The organism is Candidatus Tisiphia endosymbiont of Hybos culiciformis (assembly GCF_964030975.1).
GTDB lineage: Bacteria > Pseudomonadota > Alphaproteobacteria > Rickettsiales > Rickettsiaceae > Tisiphia.
The window spans coordinates 1,207,061-1,224,354 of record NZ_CAXIQH010000001.1; the positions used below are offsets into that span (position 1 = coordinate 1,207,061).

Consider the following 17,294-nt stretch of genomic DNA (forward strand, 5'->3'; position numbering starts at 1 on the left):
TTGATAGTTTCATTTGTTCTTCCTTACCCTTGTATCTGTTGTTGCTGCTGTTGTAATTGTTGCATTTGCATCATCTTACGTTGTTGTCTGATTTGTAATACTTCTTGCTCATTCTTAAGGATTGAACTTGGAGCCCCTCTCAGCTCAAAAAATAGTTTAAAACATTCATCCCAGTTAATATTATCATAGATTTCAGGAAAAAAGTTACTGATACCACTTCGTTGGAAGAAACCTAATACTTGCTCAACGCTAGATATTGCTGATGTTTTCTGTGCCTTGGATAGTGGTGAAACATATTCAATCTCTATCTCGGGTGGGCTATTTGCTCCCTCTAAGATTGGTACTCTGTTATATTTGATTAGTGTTTGATATATTGCCATGATTAACGGATTTAACAACTCACTCTCAATTCTACCAACCATCGGAGACATTAAACGATATTGTTCCTCCGTCCTAATTTGCACCTCAGTAGCAGTCATTTCTTTGTTTTCCTTTTGCATCCTGAATATATCGATATAGAATGCCTTATATATGGCATCGCGACATTGATTTTGTTCGATCTCAGTAGGCAAAATATTTTCCATACCAGTTAGTGGTATTATTTTATCTGCCATACCATTGCGATAGAAGTTAACACTGCCTGGCGTAGTATAGAGCGGTAAGTAATATCCGTCTTTTGGTACTAATAATGGTGGGTCTAGCTGCTTCTGGGCTACTTTTAGGGTAATTTGTCTTAAACTATTTAACAACTTAATATCAGGTAGTACATGATGAGCCGGAGCATAGCCATATACTTCGCCTTCTTCTTTTACCCACCGCGTGACAAAAAATGGGAAATAAGAATAGCCCGATTGACTGATAATTTTTCGCTCAGCTAAATAGATATATTCTGAACTATACTCTAATGTTGATGAGCTAGATGTTGAGGGGCTAGCTGCCGTTGATTTTCTGCCTTTATTTTTCTGATTTTGAGCTTGCGGGCTAACTATGTGCAATATTTCTACTATTTCATCAGGATTTTTGGCTAGCCTTTCCTTGAAAGGGGCAAAGTCTGCCCATTTAGCTGATGCCGATTTTATCGGCATGCTAAAGAGTCGGTACATTGTCTTAACAAAACCAAACTTGTCCTCTTCAAAATAACATTCTTGTAAATTAATATTACGAAAGAACAGAGTTTGTGCTAATTCTAAATCTTCTTCAACATAGAATATCGCAGTACCAAAGGCTGATAAATTCAAAAAAAACTGATGAATCTGATTATAAAAATTAGAAGCCGGATTATTAAATATATCCATTAGAGTTTTTTCTAGCATTTGAGCTAGCATGTTACGTTCAGTGGTGGTTAAATATTCCTGCTGCTCGTCATTTTCAGCGACTATAGTAAGGTTAAACCAGTTCATTGCTGGGTTTACCAACAAGCTTTGTAAACCTGATGCTAATTGCTCTCTTGACCAAATAGAAGTTGAATCAAATATTACTTTATTACTCTCAGTTTGTGGGCATACATATTTCTTCAGCTCATCCCATATATGATGCCATTTCTCCCTCTTGCTCTTGAGACTGTCAAAATATTCAATTTTTTTGTTTAAATCATTATCAGCCATATGCTGTTACCATATTACGTGTGTTTGTGTTTGGATTTATGGTTGAGTTTGGGTTTAAATATGGTTCGCCAAGCTTCTTTGACACTTTCTTGAGCTTCTTGATAAATTCGTTATCATATAACACCTCGTAGTTATATTTCTTGCCACTAGCTGCAGTCATGCTAGGCAAACCAAGGGTTAATCCTTCAATATCTTTAAGTGAGACTATCTTGCCCAGAGATTCAGATAATTTCGGTAAATCTTGTAGTCTAGGTACTGACCTCATGTTAAAATGTTCTACTGCTTGTTTTAAACCACCAAGCTCAGCTATCGGCATTTTTTCTAGTCCTGATCTACCATATCTTGCCATTTGGTCTAAATTGCCTGACATACCATCATATTGATGGTTATTAGCAAGATCAATTTTTTCAAGGTTTCCCAGTTTATTAGCAATATTTGATGTGTTCATATAATGACCAATACCAACTAACCCTGAACCTGTCCCAGCAGCTATTCCTGCTCCGAGTCCTCCGAATCCTGCGAGTCCTGCGAGTCCCATAGTAGCTCCAAAAGTTAAGGCACCAAGAACTCCCCCCTGTACCAAACCAGTGATTCCAGCTGATTTCTCATATTTTCCAGCCCGCCACTTTACATCGTGAGCATAGCTATCCAACTGGCTTTGTGCAGATCCACTATAACTCCTTAACTTATCTTGTAGACCTTCAATACGTGATTGCCGACTAGCATAATCAGTCTCTATTTGTTCTGCTCTGTTTTGCTGTTGTTTATATTGGTCAATCATGCTGGTTAATTGATATCTTGCCTGATCAAATTTACTAGTATCTTGCAATAGACGATCTTGACTTGCTTGATAGTTACCTAACTGATGCTCAAGCTCAGCTTTCTCCATACTTATATTTTTATGTTCCCTGGTAATATCATTCATAGAATAACGGATTTTCTCTTCTATTGCCTGACGTTGCTTTTTTAATGACTCAACATCTTGCTGATGTTTAGCAATTGCACTGCCGGCTTCTTCTTCAGTTAAACCTCGCAAACTGTCTTTCTGCTGGGCTACTCGATCGTAGAGATTTTGGAAGACACCCGGTAGTTGTTCCACTTCTCTCATTCTTGCTTCAAGAGCTGGAGCCTTCTGTTTTAAGCTTTCAAAAGATTGTTTAAGTTGTTGAGCTGAGGAAGATAACCTAGCTCTTTGGGCTTCTATATTCTTTAAGTTATTATCATATTGGCTAGCATACTGATTTAATTGGTTTTCCATCTCATAGCTTCTATTGCTATAGTGGTATTGTTGCCCTTCTAGAGAACGTAAACCCTGCATCGATTGCTGTATTTCGCCAGATAGATTATTGATAGTAGTTTGTGCTTCATGAGCATAATTATTATAGCGAATGCGTGATTCTTCATAGTTACGCTTGTGCCTTGCTAAATCAGCACCAGTAAGATACCTGACACCAGGAATCTTAGTAATACCCCTAATAATACCCTTAGAAATAGTATCGCTACAATAGGCTCCAACACACCCTGCACTTACAGCTAGGGCTGCTAACAATGGAAGCATTATACTACCTCATCCATATTATAGTTGTTTATATTTATACTACTTTCACCCATCCTACTTACCTCTCCAAAGCATTATAATCATTCACCACTTTACGATATTGTGATATATTATATTGTGATTGCTGTTGCTCATTACCAGTTTTAGCATCCATCGCTAAATAACAAAAGCTCTCGGTTATATCAGTAGCTCTCGAGGAGCTAGAATGCACGCCCCTTTTAGTAGCATCAAACTCATAGAGACCATTAATACCACGCTGACATTTCTCGGCATCTATTCGGCACGTACCTAGCAAACTTCTTACTTTAGTTATCATCTCTTCCCGTAAATATTTCCTGCCAATAGCAAAAGGTGAGAAGCCTACTTTTTCTGCTATCTCGTTGGCTTGTTGTAATCTTGTATCCAAAGTCGGCATTTGCCTTCTACTCATATCATGGGGCAATACATTACGTCCATATTGATACGGTCTAGTTCTTAAATGATTAAGATAAAACTCTAAATCTTTACCCCTATTCATATAAAAATCGATAATATCGATATAGTCTTTTTTTTCTTGAACAAACCAAATCACTGTATAATCAACAATACCTATATCCCAGTAAGTATTAACCTGATAGCTTGCATCAAATGGCACATAGCCAATACGTCCCTGACTTTCAGCCAGCCGTAATTGTTCAACAAAAGTACCGCCCTGATCAGCTCTTTTGTAACGATAGGCAGCAAAGTCACAATAAAACTCTCTTTGAATCTCTTCATTAGTCATATCAACAGAAACTAACTTGTTTTTATCGACTAGTGGTTGTCCCTCATTATCGGTAGTATCTTCAATAGTTTTTATTTGGCAAAATACTTCCGGACTATCTTGGTATTTCCGGTATAGTTCTTCACCATGTGTTAATTTTGGATTATCGGAAGGAGTATACAAATAAAGCAACCAGCCATTATTACGAATTACCATCGGCTCTATAACGCAGCTCATAGCTCGTGGATCATGGTAAGAATACTCTGAGATAACTGCTCCCTTAATACCACTACCCCTGATAGTAGCATAACGATCACTGCCAACAAACTGAATCACTGAGCCATTTTTAAATAATATCCGTTGCTTATATTGCTGACTACGAGCAATAATCCCTTTAGGGATAAATGACATATAAGGACGCCCCGATAATGTCATACCATCCCATATACTCATTTTTGCTTGATTATAGGTAGGATAGACATACCAGTAAATACCAACTTCTCGAATGGCACTAGCAGTGATCCAGTTAATACCCATAATATCCTTACCAGCTCTTCTATGCCAAATGGCTATAGCTTTCTTACCACCAGAGTATAAATATCTCCACAAAGGTAGTTGAAATGGGTAGGGCGACCAGTCCACCGGAAACTTATTAGGCTTTCTGCAAAACTCCACTTCTGCTGGTAATTTGGACGTCAATGCGGTACTCGAATCCTCACGTACACTGGAGTACGCTGCGGTTCGAGGTGAAGCGTTTCCTTCAAATTTCTCAGCATAAGCGATTTTTGCAGAAAGCCTAATACCCGTAGAGCTAGGAACCTCTTTGCTGGCTTTAGCTTTACTAGTAGTTTTCATCACTCTGGGCTTACTGCCCTTTGGCAATTGCGTATTCTGCTTCATATGATTCTATTTCAAAATTAGCTACATCTATCATTTTTGACATTTCTTGGGCTTTGGTTACCTGTTCACCTTCATCACTATTTTTCCTATGGTAACTAACATCATGCTTCCTCGTTTGATATTTTTGCGAATTGGCTTTAAGATATTCCAACAATGACTTAGAACAATATTTTTTCTTAGTAGCAATTGCCTGATTGTCCTTGTTATAAGTCACTTCTTCATAACCATTAATTGCCCTATCATATAACACCCCTTCTGCTCTATCTACCGCAATGGCTAAAGCTAAATTGACGCATTTGGCTAGATATTTATCGCTATTAATAACTCGATGCAACCTAAGTGGTGAGATACAACCGGCCTTCTTAGCTGCAATAACAATGTTACCATGTTCACAAAGATATAATAGGAAATTAGAGATATCCTCTATTGAACCAAACTTACTGATGGTACTGGATGATATCTTTGCTAAATATTTTTCGAACAAACCATAATTTTTAATCATATAGAACTCTTTAAAAATCCCTTGTAATAACCTCTATTATACCTGATTTTCAGGTTTTTTACTACTTGAAAAATAAAAACTAAAAAAGTGAAAATTTTTAATAACAAGTGATTAATTACCTCAAAAAAAATTTCGTGAAACGCCCCCCTATACCCCATTTTGTGCCACGGACACCCCCCGGGTGATTTTGTGGGCAATTTTTGCCAAAAAATGTAAAAAAGTGACAAAAACTGCTAAAAATCTCACCAAAATAGCTACAAATGCCGAATTTAGTATAACCCCATCTTCTTCAGAGGAATGTGGTGCTGTGGCTACAAGGTGTATTACTCTCATCTTCCCTAAGTTCAAAAAACCTTCTGTAGTGGTTTTATAGTGTTTTCAATCCTCATTAAATAACTCTTGATTATTATTAACTTCTTTGTAATCATTTTTTTCTTGCTGAATACAATTAGTCTTTTCTTCTATTTTCCATAGCTTACAGCCCAGCCATTCTATCGACTTCCATCAACTCAAAAGTAAAATTCTGGCTACTGCAAGCATCTTCCAAAGCTTTCTTGTAATTAGTCCTAATCCAGTGTCCAATAAAGGCAGTGGTTGGTTTGAGAGTGATCTTATTGCAAGTCGTATCTTCTTCAACTGCTTCTAACTTGCTAAACCAGGATTTGTCCAAGTTCTCACCGTATAACTTTAACAGATATTGCCTTATTTTATACCACACTGACTCTGGGTTTAGTCCACTTAGCTCTAAATAATAATCCGATGGAACTCTTTTGTTAGTAATACGCAATTGCAGAACCTCTTTGCCATATACCTCTTGCACTTTCCGGAGCAATGTGCATTTATCAGGTTCTGACAAAGAGATATCTGCTAGATCAATCTTGTATTCATCGTCATATACTCCAAAGAAACTGCAGCTAGTCAGCAATTTATAAGCAGTATTAGGCTCAAAAGCTCCAACAATCTTGCGTTGCAACTGATTCAGTGGTTTAACGCCCTTACTAGCTTCTACCTTCCGCAAATAAGCCTCTCTTGCCTTGGTAGTATTGTCCATCTTGAAGTTAAAGCTTGGGTTATTTACTACAGAAGGTGGACGCATTTCATGAATCAAACTTTTTCTCATGTAGTTCAGTACTGCTTTCTTGCAGGGAAAGAGATTTTTAGGAGAGTTCACGCTATGTTTAATTAACAGCTTGTTCATGAAGCTCAAATTGAAATCACGACCTGTTCTCCTTCTTAGCCAGACAGCATCTTCTTCGGTCAATGGGTAAAACTCCTTTAGCTCCATAGGTGAATACCAGCCTTTAGCCTTTTTGGCAATATTGCTAATCCAACTTGATGAGTCCTTACTTGCCTCTTGCTCAACCCAGCTACTCCCTGAGGAAATACCTGTTGAATCGAAATCTGAATCGTGGTCTGACTTGTCATCGGTTGGAGCTACATCGCCGGAATTGCCGTCTGTGGAATTGCAGGGTAACTCTTCACTTACTGAGCTTACCGTTATCTCCATAGGTAAATTAAAACTTTTCTCCTCAGTTGACTCAGGCTCTGACACATTTTGTTCATCTGAACTTATCGTTACCTCAGGAGACAAATTACAACTTTGCTCCGTAGTTGACTCAATTTCTGTCACACTTTGTTCACCTCTTTTTTCCGGTACCTCAAGCGGTAAATTAAGGTTTTGCCCCTCAGTTGATTCAGACTCTGACACATTTTGTCCACAATTTTGTCCACAAGAACAATTTTTTTTGCCGCATCTAGATATTATAGATATATATATAGATGCGTTTTTTTGAAATTTTTTTCCAGTTGAGTGGAAAATTTTTTCCGGTTGAGTGGAAATTTTTTTATGGCTAAATTGACTATTTGTATAATTAAAGTGATAAGAGCTATTATTAGCTTTACGAAAATTTATAAATTTCTTAAGGAGTTTGATACATAAAGTATTGCGACATTTTATGTTATATTTAATCGTAGTAGTATAGCACTTAACATATAGGTTCATACATTATTTTAAACGTTCTACAACTTGCCTCAAATACAGAAATACCTTTATCTAATAATTTTCTAATGTTATTTTTTATCGGAAACCAATGATGTTCAATAGGATTTAAATCAGGGGAATAAGGTGGTAAAAATTTTAGTTTGCAGCCAGCTTTTTCAATTAATTCTTTAGCCCTTTTGGATTTATGAAAGCTTGCATTATCAGCAATGACAACCTGTCCAGGCTTTAGCTCCGGCACAAGGCAATTTTCTATATAAGCTTCAAATACCTTACTATCACAGCTCCCAGTAAAGACTAGTGATGCGATTAAACTATTCTGATTTAACGCACCAATAAAACTTGTTCTTTCACTACGTTTTCCCGATTTACTCCCATTACAACGACTTCCTTTCATTGACCATCCATATTCATATGATTCATTATCATTTATGCCCGCTTCATCAAGATAAACACGTCTCTCTATCGGCACTTTTTCTAATTCACTGAGAAAATCTTGTCGCTTTCCTTCATCTCTTTCTTTATACGCATATGTCTTTTTTTTCGAGTAATGTTGAGTTTCTTTAAAGCTCGGCTGATAGTCATTATACTTGCAACATTATCTAATTCTTTTGCTATTTCTGTAAGCGTTAACGAGTTACCCTTTTCTACTAAATGACGCAACTCCGATAAATCAGGGATTTTATGACCATATCCTTTCTGGTATCCCTCCTTTGACTTTATATCTCCAGTTTGTTTCTTTAATCTAATCCAATCATAGATTATTGACCGACTAATTTTAAAGGTTTCGCATGTAAGTGCTACTTTCTTATATTTCTCATAATGTTCTATAACTCTAGAACGTAAATCGTAACTGTAGGGGGATGCCATATTTCTATTATATAATTTTTTTATTATTTATCATTATAACTTATTTGAATCCATATGTTAAGTGCTATAATTAAAGTAAAATCAATGAACCCACTTGTTTGTAATTCTGTTAGACATTGTTTAACCCGTTTTTGACAAACTTCTAGTTCTTTCTCGAAGAAATGATAGCTTTCTTGTAGTTCTAGTGTATTGTTGTGGTTATCAGTTTTTATACAAGAAACTATCAAAGATAGAAGTTGACGAGAAGTTTTAGTTAATTGCTTACCACAATTATTAGTAAGGTTTCGCCATTCAGGCGGGACGAAATTACCGACTATGTTATAGAAAATAGTATCAGCATTTTCAACTAAACCGTCGGAAAAAGTTAATGATTCTGTCATATTTCCTCCCCGTGAGAAACGGTTAAAAATAGACTGTTTTGTAGGTCAAATTTGAGGGATTTTGTCAAAAAAACACTAAAAAAACAATATAGAAGTTTTTGGATGGAATTAGACAATAGTTGGAACGGTAATATACATGCTGGTTGGGCGGAAAATTTTAAACCACACCCTTTGTTCTTGCGAGGAAGACCGTAGGTCGACGAAGCAATCCAGGAAAGTAACCAAAAATGGATTGCTTCGTCGTGCTTACGCACTCCTCGCAATGACGGAGTATACTGTTGGGTTAGCTATATAGTGAAACCTATTGAATTAGGTGATACAAACTTTGTGTTAACCTTGCGAAAGCAGGTATCTAGATTCCCGCCTTCGCGGGAATGACAACTTACAATCGTTATGTTCTTTATCACCTAATCCTATGAGCATAACTATATCATATGTTATTTTAAAATTTTATAAAGAAAATTAGCAGCTAATTATGAATGAAATCCTATCCGTACCAAATGGTGGAAATAAAGTTCTATTACATTCCTGCTGTGCCCCATGTTCAGGAGAACTTATGGAAAAAATGTTAATGTCCGGTATTGACTTAACTATTTTTTTCTATAATCCCAATATTCATCCTAAAAAAGAGTATGAAATTCGTAAAAATGAAAATATTCGTTTTGCTGAAAAAATGGGTATTAATTTTATTGACGCAGATTACGACGTACAAAATTGGTTTGCTAGAGCAAAGGGTATGGAATGGGAACCAGAAAGAGGTAAACGTTGCTCTATGTGTTTTGATATGCGTTTTGAACGTACAGCACTTCATGCCTATGAGAATGATTTTAAAGTTATCACCAGCTCTCTTGGTATTTCCCGCTGGAAAGATATGAACCAAATTAATGAATCTGGTATCAAAGCTGCCTCTCATTACGATGGAATAACTTACTGGACTTATAATTGGCGTAAAGATGGAGGCAGTAGTAGAATGTATGAAATAGCTAAACGTGAAAATTTTTATAAGCAAGAATATTGTGGCTGTATCTACTCACTTAGGGATACCAATAATTGGCGTAAGTCAAATAACCGTACTGAAATTGAAATTGGAGAAGAATATTATAAGGAATAATAATTTTTTACATACAAACTATAGTGAAACCTATTGAATTAGGTAGTACAAACTTTGTGTCATACCTGCGAAAGCAGGTATCTAGATTCCCGCCTACGCGGGAATGACAACTTACAATAGTTATGTTCTTTATCACCTAATCCTATAGGCATAACTATACCTCAATTTAAGATTTTGCCAAAGAAATTAATGTAAATTTGGCTTCAGTTTTTATACATTTACTGATATACTTACTTAAGTAGCTATTAAAAATGAGTGTGAGTATGAAAATGACAAGATTAAGTATCGATATTCCTAATGAACTACATCAATTCTTAAAAATTCACACTGCGTACAAAAAAGATACGATAATGAATTTTGTAAGAGAAGCTATATACATTAGAATACATCAAGAAAAAAAATTAAATGAAGAATCTGTTAACACATTAAAAGAATCAAGTAACGGCTTGAATATAAATACATATTCATCTTATGAAGAAATGTACAAAAAGCTGCACTTGATATGATTATACAAAGTGCTATAGTGAAACCTATTGAATTAGGTGATACAAACTTTGTGTCATACCTGCGAAAGCAGGTATCTAGATTCCCGCCTACGCGGGAATGACAACTTACAATCGTTATGTTCTTTATCACCTAATCCTATGAGCATAACTATACTAGACGATTTGAGAAAGAATTATCTATAATGCACAAACGTGGTAAAAATATTACAAAATTAATAGGAACAACTGATTTGTTGGTAAAAAATATTAATGAAGGTGTAGAACATCATTTGTTATTGCCTGCCAAATATTGCTTACACAAGATTGTAAATATGAATAATATTTGGAATTGTCATATAGAACCTGATTGGGTATTACTTTACTACTTAGACGATGAAGTGTTAAGGCTAGAACGTACAGGAACACATAGTGATATCTTTAAATGATTATTTAAACCGAATTTGGAATAACTTGTTATCCAGAATTTGTGTGAACTGTAACAATTATCTTGATTATCAACAGTAGTAAGGGTACTTTGGATTAGGAAAAGTGATTTTTTTAAATTATTTATCTTAAAGAGTATTAGTGGTCAATTAATTATAGTGTATATTATATTTATGAATAATTTTAGAACTTTATTGGTAGTTTTTTGTCTGTTTTTTACTAATAATTGTGTTTTTGCTTCACAAAAGACAGTAAGAATTGGTTCTGGTTCCATTTTGAAAGGTTATTACTCTATCGGGTTAGATTTGTGTAGAACCATGACTTTAGCTGATAAAAGTGTAAATTGTGAAGTAGTACCTACCAATGGAGGTGTTGAAAATTTAACTTTGCTAAGAGAAGGTAAGATAGATTTAGCTTTAGTGCAATCCAATATAGCATTGGAAGCGTTTGAAGCTGTTGGGCATTATGCCAATACAGAGAAAATGCAAGAAATGCGTCAGGTGCTTAATTTATATGACGAGTTTTTTACTGTTTTGGTAAAAGGGCAGGACAAGGATAAAATAAAGGGGTTTTCAGATATTGATGGTAAGAGAATATCAAATGGTTTGTCATTATCTAGTAATACTATTACTTACAATGCTATCAGGAAGTTATATAATTTTACCAAAGAGCCAATAGATGCTGATGAGGTTAGCTATGAAGAGTCAATAAAACAATTTTGTAATGGTAAAATTGATGTGATGATCATGACGATAGGTCATCCTAATGCTTTAGTGGGATTTACTGCTAATAGCTGTGGGATTGATTTTGTACCTATGGAAAATGATAAAATTGAACAATTACTAGCCACTAATAAAGCTTTTCATAAAGGATTACTGGATAAAAGATTATATCCTGGAGTCACTGCAGATATGAATACAGTGGCAGTAACGGCAATTTTAGTTACTAATAGCAGTATGGATGCTAAATTATTAGATAAATTTATTGGCATGTTTCACAAAAATGTAAAACATTTTAAACATTCTAATTATATGTTATATAATATCGATATTAAGCATTTTGCTGATACTAGTAGTTTTATTTTGCCAAAACATTCAGCAGTAAGAAATAGATAATAAATATCGGAGTAGTTGTTAATTGTGTTTAAAAATATAATAATACCATTAGATTTGTCGGATAAACAATCGGTTAAGGTGATATTACCAAAGGCTTTAAGTTTTGCCACTATCTTTAGTGCCAAATTGCATTTTCTTTATATCATCTCGGATTTTGGTATGAAAATGGTTGAGGATTATTTGCCTAAAAGTTGGGCAAAAGATCAAAAAGAAAAATATCGGGTACAAGTAACAGAACTAATTAGACAATATGTGCCGGAAGAGATCGAAGTTGAATTATATATTGGTCGAGGGGCAGTCTATGATGAAATAATACAATATACCAATGAAGTGAAAGCTGATTTAATTATTATTTCAGCGGTACGACCACAACTTAGAGATTATATGTTAGGTCCCAATTCATCCAAAATTGTACGACATTCCGGGGTATCTGTTTTGGTTGTTCGAGAATAGAATATCAAGAAGAGTTGAAGTATGTATATAAACATTCTTGAAAAGTTAATTGGTTTTCAATCAGTAACTCCTAAGAGTAGCGGTTGTATTGAATATATTAGTAATTTATTAGAACAGAATGGTTTTAAGACTGAAACCAAAATATTTGGTGAAGATGATTATAAAGTAACCAACCTTTATGCTGTTTATGGTACTACTCGTCCTAATATTTGTTTTGCTGGGCATGTTGATGTCGTGCCAGCAGGCGATAGAGCCTTATGGCTTAACGACCCTTTTATAGCAAGTACCGTAGGTGACAAGATTTATGGTAGGGGAACTGTAGATATGAAGGGAGCGATAGCATGCTCTTTGGCTGCTAGCTTACGTTTCATTAAGTTAAATCCAACTCCTAATGGTTCAATTAGTTTTCTAATTACTAGTGATGAAGAAGGAAACGGTAAATATGGTACTGTAGAAATGCTAAAATATTTGCATCAAGGTGGTAATAATTTGATCGATCTTGCCATTGTAGGCGAACCAACAAGTGAACATCAAGTAGGGGATACCATAAAAATTGGTCGCCGTGGTAGTATTAACTTTAACTTAGCTCTATATGGTACAGCTGGGCATGTGGCATATCCATTACAAGCCAATAATCCAATTCCCTCTTTAATTCAAGTACTTAATGAATTGGTTGATTATCGACTGGATGAAGGGAGTGAATTTTTCCAACGGTCAAATTTAGAAATTACATCTATTGATGTAGGTAATGATATCACTAATGTAATCCCTGGGAGAGTTACAACAAAATTTAATGTTCGTTTTAATAATCTGCATTCGCCATCTAGCATAACAGATTTGATAGATCAGATAGTTAACAAATATTGTACTAAATACCAGTTTAAATACCAATTAAGTAGGGTAACTTCAGCTGATTGTTTTATTCAAGAACCAACAGGATTAATTGCTGATTTTGTGCGAGTAGTATCTGATACAACTCAAATATCTACAAAATTATCTACTAGTGGCGGTACTTCTGATGCGAGGTTTATTAAAAATTATTGTCCTGTTGTAGAATTTGGTTTATTGTCTGATACAGCTCATAAAATTAACGAATATACAAAAATTAGAGATTTACAAAGCTTGTATCATGTGTATTATAACTCTCTGACGAAATTTCTAGCTGAGACTAGTTGATATAGCTAATCCGATTAGTATTTGTCCATAACAAACTGACGTCATTGCGAGAAGGCATGAAGCCCGAACGAAGCAATCCATTTCTAGTAACTTTCTTGGATTGCTTCGTCGCTACTTAAAGTAGCTCCTCGCAATGACGTTTGCGAATTGGGTGTGATGTTAATGTTAGTTGGGTTAGCTATAAGTAGTCAAGTAAACTATGCGGGTGTGACGGAATTGGCAGACGTACTAGATTTAGGTTCTAGCGCCGCAAGGCGTGGGGGTTCAAGTCCCTCCATCCGCACCACAAACAAATAACGCAAAAATTGGAGTGATTGGTTTAGTAGCTCTTCAAGTTTTTGCATAGTATTTTAATATTGCTAATGAGTTTTTTAGTATGCAAGTCACAGAACTTAAAAATGAAGGTCTAGATTTTGAAGTGAAAGTAGTCCTTCCTTCTTCTAAAATTGCCAATAAAGTGCAAAAAGAATTAGATAGTTTATCGAAAAAAGTTAAACTTAATGGATTTCGTGTTGGTAAAGTGCCAATCAGCATTGTTAATCAAAAATATAGACCATCTGTTAGATCTGATGTGATAAACCATGAAATTAATCACGCAGTACAGCACATTATTAAAGATCATAAACTCAAAACAGTAGGTGATCCACGATTAGAAGATGTATGTGATCAAGAGAATAAGGATCTAGAATTTATTCTAAAATTTGAACTACTACCTAATATTGAATTACCAGATTTCAAAAAAATTAAAGTTACTTACCCAAAATTAGTAGTTGAGGAAGAGAAGGTTAATAAGCAAATAGATAAGCTTGCATCTATATCAAAAAATTATACTAAAGAAAATAAAGGGCAAGTAGAAAAGGGACAGGAAGTTACTATTGATGCAATTGGTTATGTCAATAATGAGCCTTTTGAAGGTGGTAAGCTTACAGATTACAAGTTAGTAATTGGTAGTGGAGCCTTTATTGATGGGTTTGAGGATCAACTTATTGGTAGTAAAACTGGAGATGAGGTAGAGGTTAATGTTACATTCCCGGCAGAATATCATATGGAACAAATCGCAGGTCAGCCGGCTAAATTTATTGTTCAGGTGAAGGCTGTACATTCTGCTGATGAGATAGTAGTTGATGATGAGTTTGCTAAGAAATTTAATTGTAAGACAGTTGAAGAGTTGCGTACTAATGTTTCTAAAAGTATGGCAAATGAATATAGTGAGCCTATACGTACTTTAATGAAAATGAGCTTATTTGATCAATTAGAAAAGCTATTAACGTTTAATGTCCCTAAATCTTTAATAGCCCAGGAAGTAAGTATTTTAAAATCTCAAACGGAGAAAAGTAGCGACTCAGATTCAATATTTAAAGATAAATCAGAATCAGAAATTAGTGAGTACTATAACAAGATAGCCTTACGTCGTGTTAGAATAGGACTGATGTTATCCGAATACATGAAGGTTAAGAGTTTACGTATCGAGCAGAATGATATTAAAAATGCTGTTATGGCTCAAGCAAGGAGATTTCCAGGTCAAGAAACAGCAATATTAAAATTTTATCAAGAGAACCCTGGGACTATTGAACACTTAAAAGGTCCTTTATTAGAAGAAAAAACAGTGCAACATATTTTTGACAATGAGATAATGTTAGAGGAAAAAAATTACACAAAAGAAGAGCTTGAGGAATTTTTAACACAAGAAGAAGATCGGGTGGTATAGTAAAGGCGATTGAATTAGGGATATATACTCTTCTGTAGGCTCTGTCCAGAAAAGTGTGTAAATTTCGAGATAGGTTATATATAAAAATATAACAAAAAAGGAAATTACATGAATAAAAAAACAAATGAATCAATAAAGCAAGCAGTAGATTTATTAATAGATAATGATACAGATGTAAGCACAATACTGAAAGAAGGAGGATTATTAAAAGAATTGACCAAACGCTTGATAGAGAAGGCATTGCAGTCAGAATTGAATAATCATCTAGGCTATGATAAATACAGTCGTGTAGATAATGATAATGCTCGTAATGGTATAACTAGCAAAAAACTGATCTCCGAACATGGAGCGGTTGAGATAGAAGTACCAAGAGATAGGCGTAGTACCTTTGAACCAGCAATACTACCGAAAAGACAAAAACGTTTTGATGGTTTTGATGATAAAGTCTTATCATTATATGCTAAAGGTATGAGTGTATCTGATATTAAGGTTCAATTACAAGAGTTGTATAGTGTTGAAATAAGTGAGAGTTTAATCAGTCAGATCACCGATGATGTAATGGATGATGTAAAAGCTTGGCAGAGTAGACCGTTAGAAGAGATATATCCGATAGTATTTTTTGATTGTTTAGTAGTAAAAGTTAGGCAAGACAAAAGGATAATTAACAAGGCAATATATGTTGCATTAGGGATTGATTTATCTGGTAGAAAAGATATATTGGGATTATGGATCAGTGAAAATGAAGGGGCAAAATTTTGGCTTGGTAATTTTACTGAAATGAAAAATAGAGGATTAAAGGATATACTGATTGCCTGTAGTGATAATCTTACTGGTATGTCTGAGGCGATAGAAGCAGTTTATCCAAAAACAGAACATCAATTATGTATTGTACATCAGATTAGAAATAGTTTAAAATACGTATCATATAAAGATAGGAAGCAGGTGGCTAGCGATTTAAAGCCGATATATACTGCAGCAACGGAAGAACAAGCACATTTAGCTTTAGTATATTTTGAAGAAAAATGGAATAAACAATATCCACAAATTGCCAAATCATGGTATAATCATTGGGATAATTTAATGATTTTTCTAGGATATCCAGAGGCAATTAGAAAGGTAATTTATACCACTAATTCAGTTGAATCTGTTAATAGTCAATTGCGTAAAGTAACAAATAATAAGCGTGTTTTCCCTAGTGATAGTGCTGTTTTTAAAAGCTTATATTTGACAATTGACTATATGACCAAAAAATGGACTATGCCTATTCCCAACTGGAATGAAGCTATGGCTCATTTGATGATCAAATTTGAAGATAGGCTTAACAAAATTTAATGACCTATTTTGGAAATTTACACACTTTTCTGGACAGAGCCTTTTAGTTCTAGTACCAGTTAAGAATATTTCTTTTGCATTTAAAGCTTCTTGTACTGAAAAAGGTTTTTCTTCGAAATTTAAATGTTGCTTATAAGCAAATTCTTTTATAGTTTTCCTCACTACACCAGGTAAGATACTAAACCCTTCATAATGAGTCCTTAGTACTCCATTAGAATCAACTATCCAAACATTTGTGACTGTTCCTTCACTTATTTCTCCATTATCCTTTACCATTATCGCTTCAAAAGCATCATTTTCCGATGCTTTTTGACTTGCTAAAACACTTGGTAATAATGCTAAGGATTTTAAGTCACTACGCTTCCAACGTTCATCAGGTACTGTTATTGCTTTCACTCCATTAACACAACCTTCAAAACTATCGTTAATAGGATTATAGCGGATTGGGAAATCATATGGTTTTACGCTAATGATAATCGTAGGTTTGACTTCTTTCGGGAAAGGTCTACTTCTTGGTGCTACTCCTCGTGTTACTTGTATATAAATATACCCTTCTTCTATTCCCTTTTCTTGTATATTATTCTTACTCATTAAATCACGTATGATATCTTTATACATGTCATCACTTGAAAATGGTGGCACCATCCTGATAATAGAGAAAGATCGGTTAATCCTTTGTAAATGTTCTGATAATTTTACTGGATGACCTAGGTGTATTGATATAACCTCATACACACCATCTGAAAATTGGAACCCTCTATCTAAAAAAGAAACCTTAGCCTCGTGTTCGAGGACATATTCCCCATTATTGTAAAGGATAAATTTATTCATACTAACTATATATTTTAAATTAAAAAAACTAATAATATTGTTTGGCTATATATAGCTAACCCGTTAATGTTCTAGATAGCCTCT

Annotated in this window: 17 protein-coding genes, 1 tRNA gene and 1 pseudogene; 9 read left to right on the plus strand and 10 right to left on the minus strand. The window is 34.7% G+C overall.

The window, feature by feature from the left end; all coding sequences use genetic code 11:
* Window positions 1-23 precede the first annotated feature (23 nt).
* From ACQH2P_RS06490 to ACQH2P_RS06505, 4 genes are read right to left on the minus strand one after another with little or no spacing between them, the layout of a single operon-like run.
* Window positions 24-1,604: a portal protein gene (locus ACQH2P_RS06490; RefSeq protein WP_425363511.1), complete on the minus strand. Its 1,581-nt coding sequence runs from the start codon at window positions 1,602-1,604 to the stop codon at window positions 24-26.
* The gene (locus tag ACQH2P_RS06495) at window positions 1,597-3,162 is read right to left on the minus strand and encodes a coiled-coil domain-containing protein (protein WP_425363512.1); all 1,566 of its coding nucleotides are present in this window, start codon (window positions 3,160-3,162) and stop codon (window positions 1,597-1,599) included. The genes ACQH2P_RS06490 and ACQH2P_RS06495 overlap by 8 nt, the downstream gene beginning before the upstream one ends.
* Window positions 3,163-3,220: 58 nt before the next feature.
* Window positions 3,221-4,804 carry a palindromic element RPE1 domain-containing protein gene (locus ACQH2P_RS06500; protein WP_425363513.1) on the minus strand — a complete coding sequence of 528 codons (1,584 nt, stop codon included), beginning with the start codon at window positions 4,802-4,804 and terminating at the stop codon, window positions 3,221-3,223.
* A complete protein-coding gene (locus tag ACQH2P_RS06505; RefSeq protein ID WP_425363402.1) occupies window positions 4,770-5,306 on the minus strand; it encodes a hypothetical protein in 537 nt (178 codons plus the stop codon). The genes ACQH2P_RS06500 and ACQH2P_RS06505 overlap by 35 nt, the downstream gene beginning before the upstream one ends.
* A gap of 220 nt (window positions 5,307-5,526) precedes the next feature.
* Between ACQH2P_RS06505 and ACQH2P_RS06510 the strand changes: the two genes are divergently transcribed.
* Entirely contained in the window at window positions 5,527-5,679 is a 153-nt protein-coding gene (locus ACQH2P_RS06510; RefSeq protein ID WP_425363514.1) for a hypothetical protein, read from the plus strand.
* A gap of 102 nt (window positions 5,680-5,781) precedes the next feature.
* On the opposite strand, the gene ACQH2P_RS06515 is transcribed toward ACQH2P_RS06510, so the two are convergent.
* The 3 genes from ACQH2P_RS06515 to ACQH2P_RS06525 all read right to left on the minus strand — a co-directional run bounded on the left by ACQH2P_RS06515 (window position 5,782) and on the right by ACQH2P_RS06525 (window position 8,555).
* Window positions 5,782-7,308: a DnaA N-terminal domain-containing protein gene (locus ACQH2P_RS06515; RefSeq protein ID WP_425363515.1), complete on the minus strand. Its 1,527-nt coding sequence runs from the start codon at window positions 7,306-7,308 to the stop codon at window positions 5,782-5,784.
* A protein-coding gene (locus ACQH2P_RS06520; protein ID WP_425362619.1) for an IS630 family transposase occupies window positions 7,292-8,175 on the minus strand; the annotation gives its coding sequence in 2 pieces (ribosomal slippage) (window positions 7,292-7,852 and window positions 7,855-8,175; 882 coding nt in all). The genes ACQH2P_RS06515 and ACQH2P_RS06520 overlap by 17 nt, the downstream gene beginning before the upstream one ends.
* 23 nt (window positions 8,176-8,198) lie before the next feature.
* The gene (locus tag ACQH2P_RS06525; RefSeq protein WP_425363516.1) at window positions 8,199-8,555 is read right to left on the minus strand and encodes a hypothetical protein; all 357 of its coding nucleotides are present in this window, start codon (window positions 8,553-8,555) and stop codon (window positions 8,199-8,201) included.
* A gap of 475 nt (window positions 8,556-9,030) precedes the next feature.
* Here ACQH2P_RS06525 and ACQH2P_RS06530 point away from each other — a divergent pair, with 475 nt between their 5' ends.
* Window positions 9,031-9,666 carry an epoxyqueuosine reductase QueH gene (locus ACQH2P_RS06530; protein WP_425363517.1) on the plus strand — a complete coding sequence of 212 codons (636 nt, stop codon included), beginning with the start codon at window positions 9,031-9,033 and terminating at the stop codon, window positions 9,664-9,666.
* 7 nt (window positions 9,667-9,673) lie between these two features.
* Here the strand turns inward: ACQH2P_RS06530 and ACQH2P_RS06535 are convergent, their stop codons facing one another.
* Window positions 9,674-9,802 carry a hypothetical protein gene (locus ACQH2P_RS06535; RefSeq protein WP_425363518.1) on the minus strand — a complete coding sequence of 43 codons (129 nt, stop codon included), beginning with the start codon at window positions 9,800-9,802 and terminating at the stop codon, window positions 9,674-9,676.
* Window positions 9,803-10,083: 281 nt separating this feature from the next.
* On the minus strand, window positions 10,084-10,302 hold the full coding sequence (locus tag ACQH2P_RS06540) for a hypothetical protein (RefSeq protein ID WP_425363519.1): 219 nt from the start codon (window positions 10,300-10,302) through the stop codon (window positions 10,084-10,086).
* A 28-nt stretch (window positions 10,303-10,330) separates the two neighbouring features.
* Here ACQH2P_RS06540 and ACQH2P_RS06545 point away from each other — a divergent pair.
* The 7 genes and pseudogenes from ACQH2P_RS06545 to ACQH2P_RS06575 all read left to right on the plus strand — a co-directional run.
* Window positions 10,331-10,597 (plus strand): annotated as a pseudogene (locus ACQH2P_RS06545) (type II toxin-antitoxin system RelE/ParE family toxin); the annotation flags it as partial.
* 171 nt (window positions 10,598-10,768) lie between these two features.
* Window positions 10,769-11,710, plus strand: a complete 942-nt coding sequence (locus ACQH2P_RS06550; RefSeq protein WP_425363520.1) for a TAXI family TRAP transporter solute-binding subunit — start codon at window positions 10,769-10,771, stop codon at window positions 11,708-11,710.
* Between the two features lie 24 nt (window positions 11,711-11,734).
* Entirely contained in the window at window positions 11,735-12,163 is a 429-nt protein-coding gene (locus tag ACQH2P_RS06555) for a universal stress protein (protein WP_425363521.1), read from the plus strand.
* A gap of 21 nt (window positions 12,164-12,184) precedes the next feature.
* Window positions 12,185-13,339: a succinyl-diaminopimelate desuccinylase gene (dapE, locus tag ACQH2P_RS06560; protein WP_425363522.1), complete on the plus strand. Its 1,155-nt coding sequence runs from the start codon at window positions 12,185-12,187 to the stop codon at window positions 13,337-13,339.
* 201 nt (window positions 13,340-13,540) lie between these two features.
* Window positions 13,541-13,625, plus strand: a tRNA-Leu gene (locus ACQH2P_RS06565).
* A 90-nt stretch (window positions 13,626-13,715) separates the two neighbouring features.
* A complete protein-coding gene (tig, locus tag ACQH2P_RS06570) occupies window positions 13,716-15,047 on the plus strand; it encodes a trigger factor (RefSeq protein WP_425363523.1) in 1,332 nt (443 codons plus the stop codon).
* Window positions 15,048-15,155: 108 nt separating this feature from the next.
* Entirely contained in the window at window positions 15,156-16,379 is a 1,224-nt protein-coding gene (locus ACQH2P_RS06575; RefSeq protein ID WP_425362497.1) for an IS256 family transposase, read from the plus strand.
* Here ACQH2P_RS06575 and ACQH2P_RS06580 read toward each other — a convergent pair.
* Window positions 16,266-17,210, minus strand: a complete 945-nt coding sequence (locus tag ACQH2P_RS06580) for an aminotransferase class IV (protein ID WP_425363524.1) — start codon at window positions 17,208-17,210, stop codon at window positions 16,266-16,268. The genes ACQH2P_RS06575 and ACQH2P_RS06580 overlap by 114 nt on opposite strands.
* Between the last annotated feature and the right edge of the window lie 84 nt (window positions 17,211-17,294).